A 15,555-nucleotide genomic window follows, 5' to 3' on the forward strand; every position below is an offset into this window, starting at 1 on the left:
CCCCTATCTAGTCACGCCTTATCCAATTATCGGCAGATCAGGCGCTGCAAGCTTTGAGAGCCAGCGGGCGCCATTGTTTGTAATTACGATGTTTTCTTCATGCACCATGACGCGCCCATCGAGCACTTCAATACCCGGCTCGAGCGTCATCACCATGCCTTCAACCATTTCAGTATGATCATCTGGAATGATCGACGGCCATTCAGTCAATTGCGTGCCAAGGCCGTGGCCTAAACGTCCCGCATCAGATCCGCTTTGCAGCACATCATCCATTGCATGAAAAAACTCGGCTGCCGTTGTGCCCGGTTTGGCAATATCAAAGGCTGCTTGTGTCGCTTCAATGAGTTTTGTGTGGGCATCATTGGCGCGTGGGTCTGGCGTGCCTATTGAGAAATTACGATCGTAGTCGCTATAATACCCGTCCCAAATGAGACCTGTATCCAGCATCAAAATATCGCCATTTTGCAATTGCTGCGGTCCTGCTGGTGAGATCACATCACCATAACCCGCCTGCCCTGCACCACCTGCAAGATAAGGCACAAAGTCCGCCCCTTCTTCCAAGCATCTAATTTGAAACTGGCGAAAGATATTTTCCAAAGACGTGCCTTTGGTTGCAAATTCATGCACACGCTCAAAGGCACGGCCAGCAATTTGTACAGCGGTCTCAATCTTCTCAATTTCCAATGGCGACTTCACAATGCGAAGCGAGCGAACAATGCCTGCCGCTCGTGTCACCTCAATTGGCGCAATCATTGTTTTAAGACGGTCAAAATCATGCATCGGCATGCGCACATGAGATTCGTGCCCTGCCGGAATACCAACACGGCCAGACGTGCCAACGCACTCCTTGATGGTGTGACTGAGCAAGCTCACGCCGTCATCATTTAAATCGGGTGCACGCCAAGTGCGAATATCCTCAATCCAAGTGGTCGCCATGAGGGCGGCGCCGATGGATGGGATAACGGCGATGGGCTTACCTGCGGCTGGCACAACAATAAACCAAGGCCGCGCGGGGCTTTCCCAAAAACGGGTCAAAAAGCCCGTAAAATAACGAACATCAGCTTCGGTTGTTAGCAGAAGCGCATCGAGCCCCTGCTTTGCCATGAGTGCTTGTGCGCGGCTGGTGCGGGCTTCAAATTCTTGCTCAGGAAATCCGCGCTCAGCCATCTCATGCACACTCTGTGATAAAGCATAAAACGCGGCTGTTTTCATCAAGCCCTAACTCTTTGCCACCAGCAAATACAGCACTTAATCCAGCGCCACCAGATGGGGTTGTTGCAAGATCATGGTCAGCAAGCATTGGCATGTACTGCTCGCCCTGTTCCTCACTAATGGTGATAAAATAATCCGCATCACGAGCAAGTCCAGCAAGCGCAATCAAAGATGGTTCTTTACAGTCTAGCCGCCCCATAGAAGATTCACCGCCCGTTGTGTTGAGGCACTTACCGACTTTGATACTCTCGATTAAAGCAGGCGCTTCATCTGGCTCCACCACATAAATCAGCGGTTCATCCCCCCATTTCTCCCGCAAGAAAGCAGCAATTGCGCCAGCGAACCCGCCAACACCTGCTTGCAAGAAAATATGGGTTGGCTTTTGAGACGCTTCTCTTACCGCTTCATCCGCGAGGCGCACATAACCTTCCATCAAAAGGTGAGTGATTTTATAATACTCATCCCATGAAGTATCTGAAACAAGGGTCCAGCCATTCGCCTCTTTAGCCTTCATTGCCGCAACCATAGAAGCTTCATAGTCATGGCCTTCACGCACAACAGTTGCTCCTAAGTTGCGCAATCGTTCGGCAAAGTTCTTTGGCACAGTCTCAGCAATATAGACCACAGCATTCGCGCCAAACTTTTGCGCACCAGCTGCAAGTGACAAACCATGATTGCCCGCACTTGGCGTGATGAAAGTTTCACCCGCGAGCGCTGTCGACTTATCAGCGTTGCCTGTATTCTTCGCCATGGTCGCGATGACATATGCAGCGCCCAATGCTTTGAAACTACCCAGCCCCATACGGCCGCGTTCATCTTTGATGTGCAAAGACCCGATGCCAAATTCTTGAGCCAAAGCAGTGCTGTTCACTAAAGGCGTAACGTCTACATTTAGGTATTCTTCCAGCACTTCATCAACCGTTTCGATATCAACACTTGGAAACGGTATATCTGTTGAAATAGATCGGAGCCTCGTTCCGCGATATGTATTTTTCAAGATTTCCACGAGCTGCTCCTATTTCTGCTCAAACAATATTTTACGTTCTTCTTCATCCGGTGGTTTGCGGCGGCGGTGTTCATCACCAAGCGCCACACCACGCTGAACAGCTGGTCGTTCTTTGATACGATTACGCCACGCAGAAACGAGCGGGTATTCTGAGAGCGACAATCCAACCGCTTTTACGATCAAAACCCATGGCCATGACATCATGTCAGCAATCGAATACTCACCGACTAGATATTCCCGCCCATCGCCCAATTGCCGCTCTAACACGCCGAGACAACGATAATATTCATTCATGTAGCGGGTGCGGGCATAGCCTTCTTGTTCGCCTTCGGGGGCGTAGTTTTTGAAGTGACTATATTGTCCAGCCATCGGCCCAAGATTACCCGTTTGCCAGAAGAGCCATTCCATCAGCTCTTTGCGGCCCAGTGGGTCGGTCGGCGCAAACTGGCCTGTTTTCTCCGCAAGATGAAGCAGGATCGCGCCTGATTCAAAAATCGAAATCGGATCACCATCCGTGTCATAATCGACGATTGCGGGCATGCGATGATTGGGGCTGATTTTCAAGAACTCTGGCTTGAACTGATCACCTTTGGAAATGTTTACGGGGATCATATTGTAAGGAAGCCCGCACTCTTCCAGCATGATTGAAACTTTCCAACCATTGGGCGTTGGCCAATAATAAAGATCCAGCGGCTTGGTCATGCACCCTCTCCTGCTTTCAACACGCCTTCTTCTAACAGCGCCTCAATTTCACTTTGCTCAACACCGGCAAGGCGCAGCATTTCAATCGTATGTTCGCCCAGCTGAGGCGCGGGCCTATCAAAAGCTGTTGGCGTTTTAGAAAACTGCGGCGCTGGGCGAGCTTGACGCAAGCGACCAGCCTTTGGGTGATCTATTTCCGCAACGATGCCATTTGCCTCAATTTGCGGATGGCGGATCATGTTTGTCCGGCTTAACACAGGTGCCGATGGCACATCATGTTTCTCCAAGATGTCGAGCCATTCTGCCGATGTTTTCTCAAGCAATGCTTCTTGCGTGAGCATCAAACGATCATTGATGTTCTTGTGGCGAAGGGCCGTGTTGAGAAAGCGAGGATCTTCCAGCCATTCAGGTTTATCGAGCGCTGCGCAAAGGTTCTTCCATTCTTTGTCAGACTGAACCGCGACGCTGATATAGCCCTCTTTCGTTTCATAAATGAGGTCGATAAAGCTCTGCGCCGTTTCCTGTTTCAACTCATTGCCAACAAAAGTGTGGCCGCCCATATCCGACCCCCAGAGGAAAGACACAATGGCATCCAACATGGATAAATGAATATGCTGACCCTCGCCTGTATTCGTGCGCGAATAAAGTGCGGCGGTGATGGCCTGTGAGGCGGCGTATCCTGTGAGCTTATCCGGCAAAATGGTGCGCACCAAACGCGGGCGCACATCGTCAGACCCGCCCTGCACTGTTGCAAGGCCTGAGAGCGCTTGGATCAACGGATCATACACAGGCTTTTTGGCATAGGGCCCTTCGTGGCCAAACCCACTGATGGAGCAATAAATGATGTCGGGCACGATCTCGCGAATGACATCCTCACCAAGCCCCATCCGATCGATCACGCCTGGTCTGAAATTTTGAATAAAGACATCACAGCCAGCAACAAGCTTTTTAAGCGCCGCGATGCCCTTGTCAGATTTCAAATTGATCGCAACAGATTTCTTGTTTCGATTGTTATTCAAAAAGGACGCCGAGAAGCCGTTCTGGCGGGTTGAAACAATGCGCGTGTGATCGCCGAAGTTCGGGTTTTCAACCTTAATCACCTCAGCGCCTTGATCCGCTAAGATCAGCGTTGTTGTTGGCCCCGAAATCATCGAGGTCATATCTAAAATTTTAACGCCGTGTAGCGGACCAGCCATGTTTATCTCCTATTTGATGCCCGTTCTATTTGGACACCAAATGAGAAAAAATCAAAGAGAAAACTAAGCCTTAAAGTGACCTTCTCGAACCGCCCAGTCCATTGTCTCATTAAGTGCCAACTCAAGTTTATCAAACAACTCGTTCAATTCATCTTCTGAGATGGTCATTGGTGGGCAAAGCGCGATGCTATCGCCGATAGCACGCAAGATCACGCCATGCTCTTGAAGAGCCATGACGCAACGCATGCCCATGGTTACTTTTGGATCGAATGGTGTGCGGTTTTTCTTATCCGCTGACAGTTCAATCGCACCAACAAGACCTTTAGCGCGCGTATTGCCAACCATTGGATGATCTTCAAATGCTGCCACCCGTTTTTCAAATAACGGTGCAATATCGCGCACACGTTGAATGATGTTGCGCTCTTTATAAATCTGCAACGTCTTTACGCCCATCGCAGCTGAGAATGGATGGCCACCATAGGTATAGCCATGGCCAAAGGTGCCGAGTTTCTTCGACTGCTCCACCATCGCGTCATAAATAAAATCAGGCATCATAATTGCGCTTAGCGGTGCATAAGACGCCGTCAATTGTTTGGCGCAAGAGATGGTTGTTGGATGCATGTCCATCGTCTCACAACCCCACCAATTGCCTGTACGACAAAACCCGTTGATCACTTCATCGCTGATCATCAAAATATCGTACTTGTTAAGCACGGCTTGGATGGCTGGATAATACGTTTGAGGTGGAATGATCACACCACCTGCACCCATAATCGGCTCTGCAATCATCGCCGCGATTGTATCTGGCCCCTCACGCTGAATGAGGTCTTCCAAATTAGCCGCAAGGCGCGCAACGAAAGATGCTTCATCTTCGCCTTCCTCATGGAACAACCAAAAATGCGGGCAATCTGTGTGCAGTACGCGATCTAGCGGCAAGTCAAAATCGCCGTGGTTGGCAGGCAAGCCAGTCAATGACGCGGCCATAAGCGTTACGCCGTGATAGGCCTTCACCCGCGAGATGATTTTCTTCTTCTCAGGCCGCCCCATGGCATTGTTATAATACCACATCAGCTTGATCTGCGTGTCATTCGCTTCTGAACCAGAAGACGAGAACAACACCTTACCGCAATCCATCGGCGCAATTTCTTTGAGCATTTCAGCAAGCTCCACCGCAGGCTCTGTGCCTTTGCCAGTGAAGTTGTGATAATAAGGAAGCTTCTCGAGCTGCTCTTTGCCCGCTTCAATCAATTCACGATCATTAAAGCCGAGGCCAGAGCACCAAAGGCCCGACATACCTTCAAGATAAGCATTGCCGCGATTATCATAAACATAAACACCCTCACCACGCTCAATCATAAGCGGGCCAAACTCCTTGAGGCGATGCAGCGGTGTATAGGGATGAACGACACTTTCCATGTCGCGCGCTTGCATGTTGCTTGGTGGTGTATCGAATGTCATGGCGTTACCTCGAAGAAAAAGAATACCGCCAACGTGTCAGTGGATTTGATTTTAGACAAGCGTTTTTAACAGCGTGCGCACAATTAACCAATGAGGCCCAAATTTTTAGGTAATCTGGTACGATCCAGTCACGGATGGCATGCCCTCTGTTTTAACAACGCCGCGACCAACAAGGTCTTCCAAATGGGCCAGAACTGACAGACCAGCCGCCCCATGAAGCTTAGGGTTCACATCGCGGTACATAACCGCCACCATTTCGGCAATTGTGCGGTCACCTGCTTTTAAGCGCTCAAGAATACCACCCTCACGCATAAGACGGTGGGTTTTAAGGCCACGCATGAATTTAGCAGGACTTTCCACTCGTCCACCGTGGCCGGGGTAAAACACGGCTTCATCACGCGCCATGAGTTTATCGAGCGATGCCATAAAGTCACTCATCGAGCCGTCAGGTGGTGCAACAATGCTGGTGGACCACGCCATCACATGATCCCCAGAAAACAACGTGTTTTCCTCCCGCAATGAAAACGCCATATGGTTGGCAGTATGACCAGGTGTCGTAACCGCTTCCAGCGTCCAACCGTCACCCGTGATGATCTCGCCATCTGCCACAATAACATCGGGTACAAAGTCTTTATCCCCACTTGCGTCCAGTGGGTTCACTTCGCCCAAAAACAAATCACGCGACGTGCGGTGAATGCCTTCTGCATAAGTCGGTGCTTTAAAGTGCTGTTTAAGCGGCTCACAAGCAGGCGAATGATCCGCATGGGTGTGGGTCACGATGATATGAGTGACAGGTCGATTACCCACAGCTTGAATAATCGCTTCAATATGGCTTTCGATCACCGGCCCTGGATCAATTATCGCCACACTTTCCTTACCCACGATGTAAGAATTGGTGCCATGAAAAGTGAATGGGCTGCTATTTGGCGCTGTAATCCGTCCAATCAGGTTAGACAGTTGCACCAGTTCGCCATGCTTTGGCTCAAAGGTCTGTTTTAGTTTCATATGCCTACTTAATCAGACCAAATTCATTTTGAAACGAAAAATTGCTGAAAAAGTTTGCAAGAAGGCAATTTCACCCGTTGCGTACCAAGAAATTTGTCGCTATACCCGCGAGCGAAGCGTCAAGCTTCATTGGTTTGGGGTGTGGCCAAACGGTAAGGCACCGCTTTTTGGTAGCGTAGATTGTAGGTTCGACTCCTACCACCCCAGCCATTCTTTTTCTGAATTTCATTATACTATGATCCAGCCCGCAATGGGCTTGTGATTCTATGAGCTTTCTGTGCTGTTTTTAAAGCGACGAGCCATTGGGGACGGGTTATCAGCCGATTGAGCTCTAAAGCGTCTGTGCGCCGTTTTAACGCAGTAATTTGGGGTATCGGACCATCGGGATAATTATTGATCAAAATCCGAAGAAACACGCGCAACGGGGAAATGGCGAATGTTGGACGCCACACACACCTCACGTTAGCGCTATGGTTCCAAAAAACCTGACGACGAACACTGAAGGTGAATCACCTACCCGCGATCATTAAACTTACTCTACCAAAAATCGGGAAATTACCCTGTTAATTCATCCATAACAGGGAATTTCACCTTAGATCGCCAAGTATGCCTCTTGAATGGAAGGATCTTTATCAAGATCTTCAAATGTTCCGTCAAAACGCTTTTCACCGCTCTCGATGATGATCGCTCTATCTGCAACCAGTCTGGCGAAGTGTAAATTTTGCTCCGAAAGAACGACGGTTAAGCCTTCCGCTTTAATTTTCAAAATGGTCTCGGCCATCTGTTCAACAATCACAGGCGCAATGCCCTCAGAAGGTTCATCAAGCAGCAAGCACATAGGATTGCCCATCAGCGTGCGCGCAATCGTCAACATTTGCTGTTCACCGCCCGAAAGGTGTTTCCCGCGATTTTGGCGTCGCTCGCTCAGGTTGGGAAAGAGTTCAAATAAAATCTCTTGTGTCCATTGCGGATAACCCTCACGCGCGGGTTGGCGTCCAACTTCCAAGTTTTCTAGGATTGTCAGATCAGTAAAGATTCTCCGTTCTTCAGGCACATAACCCAAACCACGTTTCGCGATCTGGTGCGGTGCTTTGTTGGAGATATTCTGCCCATCAAATTTCACTGTACCCGTTTTAGGGCGCACCAGTTGCATGATGGATTTCATCGTTGTGGTTTTGCCAGCACCATTGCGGCCCAAGAGAGACACGACCTCGCCTTTGTTTATTTCGAAACTCAGGTTATTGAGAATGTGTGCTTTTCCGTAATAACTATTGATGTCTTGAAGCTCGATCATGCCCCATCCTCTTCATCTTCATAGAGGCTGCCGCCGCCGAGATATACTTCTTTTACGCGCTCATTGTTCTTGATTTCCTCAACACTGCCATCCGCGATGAGCTCACCACGATTGAGAACCATAATGCGATGGGAGTGAGCAAAAACAACATCCATGTCATGTTCAGTAAATAGAACTGATATGTTCTTGTTCGCAACGATATCCGACGTTAACTGCATAAGGCTTTCACGCTCGGTTGGCGCCATGCCCGCTGTCGGTTCATCCATGAGGAGTAAGTGCGGGTCATGGCAAAGCGCGATGGCAAGCTCTAAGCGCTTCAAATCACCGTAAGCAAGCACAGCGCAATGACGTTCCGCCTGATCAGCTAGATTGACCAAATCTAACAATTCCAGCGCGCGGTCTTTGTACATTTTGTGCGCATAAGAGAACATTGAAAACACCTTGCGATGATGCGAAATCAACGCCATTTGGACATTTTCAACAACCGTCATGGACGAATATGTACCGGTGATTTGGAAAGTTCGACCGATACCCTTGCGCCAAATTTGCCGTGTCAAAAGTTTGTCGATGTTTTTGCCTTCAAAAAACACTTCACCTTTTGTTGGTTTCAACTGGCCCATCAGCATATTAAAACACGTACTCTTGCCCGCACCGTTCGGTCCAATCAGCGCTAAGAGTTCTCCGCGCTTCAAGTCGAAGGAAACATTATCGACCGCTTTGATACCACCAAATGACTTGGAGAGGTTTTTGACTTCTAACAATGAGGTCATTTTGTTTCTCCCTCTGCGCGCATCCAGCCAATACGTTCTAACGTTTTGCGTAGAGTGCCGACGATGCCTTCTGGAGCCAAAATGACCACGAAGATGATGAGCAAACCAAGCGTCAAACGCCAGTACTCAAATCGTGTGATTATGTCTTTGACATATTCAAGAGACGCAGCACCGACAACCGCGCCTGAAAGTGTTTTCACACCGCCCAAGAATATAACGATGAGCGCGTCAAATGATCGGCCGACTTCCAATTCTGTTGGGAAAATACTTCCCTTTGAAAAGACAAACAAAGCACCGGACAAACCAGCCATCGCGCCGACAAGTGTAATGGCGAACAACTGAACACGCTTTGTGTTTATGCCTGTTGCTTCTGCCTGCCTCGCGGAATCTCGAGATGCTCGTAATGCGTAGCCAAAAGGTGAGTGTGCAACATGGCGCAAGAACAGGATACCACCAATTGCGAACACCAAAGTGAAGTAATAGTAAGGCGTGGTGCTGTTCAACCAATCTGACGGCCAAATATTCACGAGGCCATCATCCCCACCAGTCACCTCGCCCCACTGATACACAAGCGACCAAACCAGCTGAGCAAATGCGAGCGTTAGCATTGCAAAATACACACCTGTCAGTCGTAGGCACAACCAACCAATTATAACGGCCCCCATAGCAGCGCCAACGGGTGCCAAAAGAAATGCAACCTCCATTGGCGTATCTGAATAAGTTACGAAAAGTGCCGCCACATAAGCGCCTCCACCAAAGAAGACAGCATGACCAAAAGACACCAAGCCACCCAGCCCAAGCATGAAGTGCAGGCTGGCAGCGAAGAGGCAGAATATAAGAATATCTGCAATCAAGGTTTGTGAGAAGCTTGTGCCGAACACTGGCACGAATGCAAGAACAACAAGTAGTCCTGCAACCAACAATCGAACTGTTTTCCCAGCTGGCTTAATCGGACGCTCTGGCTCCCCTACTTGGCCATGTTCTCCAGCAGTTTCTTCGCGACCAAATAGACCATAAGGTTTAACCATGAGTACCACACCCATAACCACGAACATCAAAACCAAGGTACTTTGTGGAAGATAGGTGACACCAAATACATTCAAGACAGAAATGATGACAGCAGCGATATAAGCGCCAGGCAACGACCCCATTCCGCCAATGACTACAACAACGAAGATGGCCGCTAGAATATTGAAATCCATCAACAGGTCGGCACCACCCTTAGGCAATTGTATTGCACCACCTAACCCTGCCAAAAATGAACCGAGGAAGAACACACCTGTGAACAGCCACGCTTGGTTTACGCCCAAAGCGCCAACCATTTCGCGGTCTTGCGTCGCAGCCCGCACCAAGATGCCAACTCGGGTTTTCGCCATCAAGTACCATAAACTAAATAAGAAGAACGGCGTGATTGCTATTAAAGCTAAATCATACAGCGGAACCGGTTCACCCAAGATGCGTACAACACCTTTTAAACCTGGGGCCCGCGGACCTAAAACATCGTCTGCACCAAACACAAACAAAGCGAGATCTTGGATCACAAGGATCACACCAAATGTCGCGACAAGCTGGAAGAGTTCTGGCGCTCTATAAACAGGCCGGAGAACTAACATTTCCACTATGATACCGACGACACCGACGGCTAAGCCAGCCAGAAATATCGATGTCCAAAAACCAAATCCACCCGGCAAAATCTGCATGAAGGTGTAACCAAAATAGGCTCCCAACATGTATAGCGACCCATGGGCGAAGTTGACGATACGTGTGACACCAAAGATTAGAGACAAGCCAGATGCAACAAGAAATAATGTCGCGGCGTTTGCTAAACCGGTGATAAATTGTGCAAGAAATAGTTCCATCCGGGCATCACTCTATGAAGTTTAGAAAAGGACACCCGAACGATTTAGTCGCCCGGGTGCAAGGTTTCTCAGCTAACTAAGATTAGTTAGAAGCTGGACGTAGAGACTTCACTTCTTCATCAGAAAGTGTGTAGTCACCGCCATTTTTATAAGACCAATCAACCACAACGCCGGAGCCGTCTTTGAGGCCGATTTTGCCTACATAAGCGCCCATTGTGGACTGGTTGTCTTGTTCACGATACTTGATGTTGCCAACTGGCGAAGCCAATTCGAGACCTTTGAAAGCACTGACAAGAGCTTCAGTATCTGTTGACCCTGCTTTCTTGATTGCAGCGGCAACTGACTGAATAGTCATATAACCAACAAGCGAACCCAACTTAGGGCTTTCACCGTGTTTTGCTTGATAGTCATCAACAAAAGCTTTGCTCGGTCCATCTGTAAAGTCGTACCATGGGTAACCCGTTACATTCCAACCAACTGGCGCTTCATCTTTAAGTGGCTCTAGGTACTCTGGTTCTCCAGTCAAAAGACCGAAAACTTCGCGACCGTCAAACAAACCACGTGTTGTGCCTTCGCGTACAAATTTGGCCAAATCACCACCAAACGTAACATTGTAGATGGCATCTGGTTTAGCGCGTTCGATCGCTTGTGCTTCAGCACCAGCATCAATTTTGAAGAGTGCAGGCCATTGCTCAGCGACAAATTTAGCGTCTGGCTTCAGCTTAAGTAGAGCTTTTTTGAATGCTGCAACAGCGTCTTTACCGTAAGCATAGTTCGGTGCAATCGTTGCGAATGTTTTAGCGTCTGATTTAGCTGCAACTTCAGCAAGCATTGATGCTTGCATGTAAGTTGAACTGCGCAAACGGTACGTATATTTGTTACCCTTTGCCCAAGTCAGACCATCTGCCAAAGGCTCAGATGCAAGATAAAGTACTTTTTTCTCTGCTGCATAAGACGATATTGCCAAACCAACGTGCGAGAAAATAGAACCAGTGAGCATAACGGCGCCGTCACGGGTTACTAACTCTTCAGCAATTTTAACCGCTTCACCAGGCTTACCTTGGTCATCGCGATAGATTACTTCCAAAGGTTTTCCGAGCAAACCACCAGCAGCATTCACTTGCTCAATGGCCAATTCCATTCCCTTTTTATAAGGAACAGCAAAAGCAGCAAGGCGCTTAAAGTGGTTGATTTCACCAATTTTAATTGTGTCTGCAGCATTAGCAAAACTCGACGCAACAACAACTGCTGCACCAGTTAAAGCTGAGGTTAAAAAATTCCTCAAATTAATCTTCATATTCTTTCTCCCTTTCCAGTTAAGCGAAGCAAGATTGCTCGCCTTTAACATACAACTCAAACTGATCAAAACCAGCTAAATTCCCTCGTTCAATATGTTAGTATGCAAATGATAATATGTAAATAAGCAACTTGCAAAAGTGCCTCTCATCAAAATACATCCAGTTGACTGAAACGTAAGGTCTTTACCTCAAACCATCCTCGCCAATTGCATCACTAGCCTCAAGACCGCCAACTCTCGGCAATGGTCGACCAGAATCTGTAACGGCGATTGCAACCAAAATTTCGTTAGCGCGCGGTGCATCGTTTATCCGCACTTCCATCCCATCAAAATGCGAGCGAACGTAAGCCGCATCTTTATGGCCAAGCGGTATATCCAACGGATGGCCCATTGCGCCCATTTTCTTTGAAGACGGAACCAATGCGGCACCCTTTTCAACTTCAGCACGAAGAGGCTTGCCCATTCTTGGATGAAGAATGGCGGCGGCGTGTTCCAACTCACCGTTCTCACCAACTAGCGCTGCTTTACCGTAACTCTCTGCTTGTTCCGGTTTAATGCCGAGCGCCTCAACGCACTTTTGGCCAAGAAGACCACCAAGTTTTTCACCAATCACCATGAGATCTTCCAGATCAGCCTGAAACTTACCTGCAAAGGGATTGTCAATAACCGCGATCGCTGCTGCCCGTCTTGTCGGCGGATCAATCGTTTCACCAATTTCAATATGCGTATCTTCGACGGTTGTTACAATTTTGCGAATTTTCATCTTAAGCCATCCTCACCTATGATGTCAGCAGCAGCAAGGCCACCAGCACGGTTATGAATACGCGGACCTGTCGTCATGACCAAAATCACCATCATTTCATCAGCGCGCGGCGCGTCATTAATGCCAACTTCGATGGAATCGAAATGAGAGCGCACATAAGAGGCATTGCAGTGCGTGACAGGCACATCAATGCGGGTTCCCATTCCACCCACTTTTTTGCTTGAAGGCACAATTGCATTGGACGCTGGCAGATGTTCACGCATCGAATATCCGCCGGGTGCATGCCACAAAGCGCCATGTTCAAGCTCGCCCGCCTCACCAACAATCGCCGCCTTACCGTAGCCTTCAACAATAGAGCCATCGCCACCAAGCGATTCAATTAGCTGCTTCGCCATAGACATACCAAGCGGCTTAAGATCGTCAATGAAACCGATGATTTCTTCAACATACTTACCAGCAAATGGGTTTTGAATAACGGCTGCAGCTGTTGCTCTTCTCAAAGGCACATTAGAAACTGGGCCTCCTTCGTGGAAAATTTCTTCCACAGTGACAAACCGTTTTCTGACGATAACTTCAGGCATAAACTAACTCCTTTGATGCCATGTTAGATGGGTGACTAGTTTCACCTCTAAGGACATTTTGGCAGGCGCCCTGATTAAATGTTTGACCGCGCAAATTTGCGAAGACTGCCTCTATATGGCCGTGCCCAATCATTGAGCTTGCTAACGCTCGGCCTCGGCTCAACGCCAATTCAATCTCGTGATCCTGTAACATACCCACAGCGACCGTCACTGGTCTATGACCTAAATCAGAATCGGGAGAAAGTTCACTTGCAGGGACACGCGTTATTTCAGCATGATTGGGTAAATCAATGGCATTCGCAATAAGGGTTGCCGCCACATCCGCGCTCGCGGCATTCTTGGCCAGCACGGTCACCGCATCTGCAATGCCTAAAGAATGGCTTCGTCCTTGCCATCCACTGGTCGCGATGCCGCCCACCTTATGATCGCTTGCAATATGCGCTTTTGACATGATCTCGCCTGTTTCAATATCGGCGCAAATCCCAATATCAAAATGGGCTTCGTTGGAAAGATACAACGCAATATCTCCACCATTGTTTACGTAAGCACGTTCAAGGAAGGTTCCAGCTTTCATGGCAGCCAATATGTAATCAGCAACCGCTCCGGCGACTGATATCATGGGTGATGCAAACAAAGACCCAGCAATCTTCGACGTTGCTCGGTACATGTTCTGTGCAATTTCACCTTGCAAGATCGGTTGCGCTGGCCCGAGCGGTTTTCTCAAAATATCCAACTCAACGACAAGGTTCGTTAAAACCGTTTCAAAAGCCGCTACTGCTTTTTGATAAGCCAAAGCAACTTGATCTGCATTGCCTGTGGCCTCAATGACTAAATCTATAGGTCCATGCCTTAACGCAAACCGCTTCCCATCGGGTAGCCATCCTGTTTCGACATTCTCTGTAAATTTATTTGTCATCGACATAAGCTCATTTTGCTACCACTGGCCATGCGTTATCGGCATGAGGTTCAACCTGTCTTTGCCCTTTTAACAGATGATCTTTTTGCAACCCTGTGCCGCCTGCAACAGCATCTTCAATTGGAATGATGTATTCCATATGGCCACCAAGCGCTTCAAAATCTTCACGGCGCATTGTGAATTCAATAGGTGCGACAAGCGCAGGTGTCGGGACATAACCAAATGAATTATCCGGCATACGAGCGACATCAGACATGATGGTTATGCCACCACCAGGCCACCGATAGGCATCTGTGCCGCCACAGGTAACAGTGGTCAATGCGGCTTGCGCCGACCGTGTTAATTTAACAGGGTTTTCCGTAACGCCTGCACGAAGCGAGCCACCTGCTCCGCCCATAAACAGGACGGAACATAATGCAGGTTCACAGTTTTCTTCAATGCGCTCAATTGAGTTTTGCAAACGATCAGGAATGTCTTTTTGAATTGGTTTTAAATCCGCATCCAATTCGTAATAGGCAAAGTGCTCGCCGGTTGTTGAAACCATCAACAGTGATTGCCCTTCAACCGCCACCTTGGCGTTGAAATCACCCAAAATCACCAACGGATCGTCAAGGTTTGTGCCGCCCCATCCTGTGCCCGGTCCAGCGACTTGAAAATACCGACCTGGAGTTGAACGGCGGCCCTTAATTTTTATGCCTGTTTCTTTCCATCCAATCACTTTACCCGCTTGGTGTTCAGACATTACGCCTGTGATGTGGTCATCAACCACCACAACTTCATCAACGAGATCTTTCCATTGGGAGGCAAACATACCGACAGTTGCAGAACCACAACCAACCCGCATTCGCTCCTCAACAACGCCATTTATGATGGGAGCTTTATCTGCTTGGACGACAATTTCTGACCCTTCATCAATGGTAAGAGTAACGGCCTCACCGTTGCACAATGCCAATAGAGTTGAGCAGGTAACGCGGCCTTCTTTTTTGCCACCACCAGTAAGGTGATGCACACCACCGAGTGACAACATTTGAGAGCCGTATTCACCAGTCGTTACGTGGCCAATTGGCTCTCCATTTGCACGCACAAGATTGCGTTCAGGCCCAAGATGTCGATCTGTGTCGATTTTTACTTTTGCGCCGCAATAACTAAAGATACCTTCGGTCACGACGGTGATCATATCAACCCCGTCAACTTCACTAGAAACAATGAACGGCGCTGGTTTGTAATCTGGGTATGTTGTGCCAGCCCCGATAGCCGTTACAAACTGATCTTTCGGTTTGACGACGTTGCCATCCCAAGGCTTGTCCTCTTCAAGAAAAGGAACCACGTCACCACCGTCTTCTATGCGTCGTTCCAACACGACCAGCGGGTCAAGTCGAACTAAGTTGCCGCCTTCATTAGCATAGCGGTCACATGCACCTGATTTCCCATCAGCGATATAACACATGACGGGGCACGCATCGCAGCGGATTTTTTCTGGTTTTACTGGAGCTTCA

14 protein-coding genes and 1 tRNA gene are annotated in these 15,555 nt (G+C 48.5%); 1 reads left to right on the forward strand and 14 read right to left on the reverse strand.

The window, feature by feature from the left end; all coding sequences use genetic code 11:
• Positions 1-18: 18 nt before the first annotated feature.
• From ABJO30_11475 to ABJO30_11500, 6 genes are all read right to left on the reverse strand, one after another.
• Positions 19-1,212 carry a Xaa-Pro peptidase family protein gene (locus tag ABJO30_11475; protein MEP3233438.1) on the reverse strand — a complete coding sequence of 398 codons (1,194 nt, stop codon included), beginning with the start codon at positions 1,210-1,212 and terminating at the stop codon, positions 19-21.
• The gene (locus ABJO30_11480) at positions 1,169-2,218 is read right to left on the reverse strand and encodes a pyridoxal-phosphate dependent enzyme (protein ID MEP3233439.1); all 1,050 of its coding nucleotides are present in this window, start codon (positions 2,216-2,218) and stop codon (positions 1,169-1,171) included. The genes ABJO30_11475 and ABJO30_11480 overlap by 44 nt, the downstream gene beginning before the upstream one ends.
• A 9-nt stretch (positions 2,219-2,227) precedes the next feature.
• Entirely contained in the window at positions 2,228-2,920 is a 693-nt protein-coding gene (locus tag ABJO30_11485; protein MEP3233440.1) for a glutathione S-transferase N-terminal domain-containing protein, read from the reverse strand.
• Positions 2,917-4,116 (reverse strand): CoA transferase, encoded by a 1,200-nt coding sequence (locus ABJO30_11490; protein MEP3233441.1) that lies wholly within the window; start codon positions 4,114-4,116, stop codon positions 2,917-2,919. Before ABJO30_11490 ends, ABJO30_11485 begins: the two co-directional genes overlap by 4 nt.
• A gap of 63 nt (positions 4,117-4,179) precedes the next feature.
• A complete protein-coding gene (locus ABJO30_11495; protein MEP3233442.1) occupies positions 4,180-5,574 on the reverse strand; it encodes an aminotransferase in 1,395 nt (464 codons plus the stop codon).
• 105 nt (positions 5,575-5,679) lie between these two features.
• Positions 5,680-6,579: an MBL fold metallo-hydrolase gene (locus tag ABJO30_11500; GenBank protein MEP3233443.1), complete on the reverse strand. Its 900-nt coding sequence runs from the start codon at positions 6,577-6,579 to the stop codon at positions 5,680-5,682.
• A 135-nt stretch (positions 6,580-6,714) separates the two neighbouring features.
• On the opposite strand from ABJO30_11500, the gene ABJO30_11505 reads away from it, so the two are divergent.
• A tRNA-Gln gene (locus ABJO30_11505) sits at positions 6,715-6,789 on the forward strand.
• A gap of 382 nt (positions 6,790-7,171) precedes the next feature.
• On the opposite strand, the gene ABJO30_11510 is transcribed toward ABJO30_11505, so the two are convergent.
• The 8 genes from ABJO30_11510 to ABJO30_11545 form a co-directional block, all read right to left on the reverse strand.
• On the reverse strand, positions 7,172-7,873 hold the full coding sequence (locus tag ABJO30_11510; GenBank protein MEP3233444.1) for an ABC transporter ATP-binding protein: 702 nt from the start codon (positions 7,871-7,873) through the stop codon (positions 7,172-7,174).
• The gene (locus ABJO30_11515) at positions 7,870-8,643 is read right to left on the reverse strand and encodes an ABC transporter ATP-binding protein (protein MEP3233445.1); all 774 of its coding nucleotides are present in this window, start codon (positions 8,641-8,643) and stop codon (positions 7,870-7,872) included. The genes ABJO30_11510 and ABJO30_11515 overlap by 4 nt, the downstream gene beginning before the upstream one ends.
• Positions 8,640-10,502 (reverse strand): ABC transporter permease, encoded by a 1,863-nt coding sequence (locus ABJO30_11520; protein MEP3233446.1) that lies wholly within the window; start codon positions 10,500-10,502, stop codon positions 8,640-8,642. The genes ABJO30_11515 and ABJO30_11520 overlap by 4 nt, the downstream gene beginning before the upstream one ends.
• An 82-nt stretch (positions 10,503-10,584) precedes the next feature.
• Complete coding sequence (locus ABJO30_11525; GenBank protein ID MEP3233447.1) at positions 10,585-11,799, reverse strand: ABC transporter substrate-binding protein; 1,215 nt, start codon at positions 11,797-11,799, stop codon at positions 10,585-10,587.
• Between the two features lie 184 nt (positions 11,800-11,983).
• The gene (locus tag ABJO30_11530) at positions 11,984-12,562 is read right to left on the reverse strand and encodes an amino acid synthesis family protein (protein ID MEP3233448.1); all 579 of its coding nucleotides are present in this window, start codon (positions 12,560-12,562) and stop codon (positions 11,984-11,986) included.
• Positions 12,559-13,143, reverse strand: a complete 585-nt coding sequence (locus ABJO30_11535; GenBank protein ID MEP3233449.1) for an amino acid synthesis family protein — start codon at positions 13,141-13,143, stop codon at positions 12,559-12,561. Before ABJO30_11535 ends, ABJO30_11530 begins: the two co-directional genes overlap by 4 nt.
• Positions 13,136-14,059, reverse strand: a complete 924-nt coding sequence (locus ABJO30_11540; protein ID MEP3233450.1) for a UPF0280 family protein — start codon at positions 14,057-14,059, stop codon at positions 13,136-13,138. The genes ABJO30_11535 and ABJO30_11540 overlap by 8 nt, the downstream gene beginning before the upstream one ends.
• Positions 14,060-14,069: 10 nt before the next feature.
• Entirely contained in the window at positions 14,070-15,506 is a 1,437-nt protein-coding gene (locus ABJO30_11545; GenBank protein MEP3233451.1) for a 6-hydroxynicotinate reductase, read from the reverse strand.
• Between the last annotated feature and the right edge of the window lie 49 nt (positions 15,507-15,555).

The sequence above is a fragment of the Hyphomicrobiales bacterium genome (assembly GCA_039973685.1).
Classification (GTDB): domain Bacteria; phylum Pseudomonadota; class Alphaproteobacteria; order Rhizobiales; family JACESI01; genus JACESI01.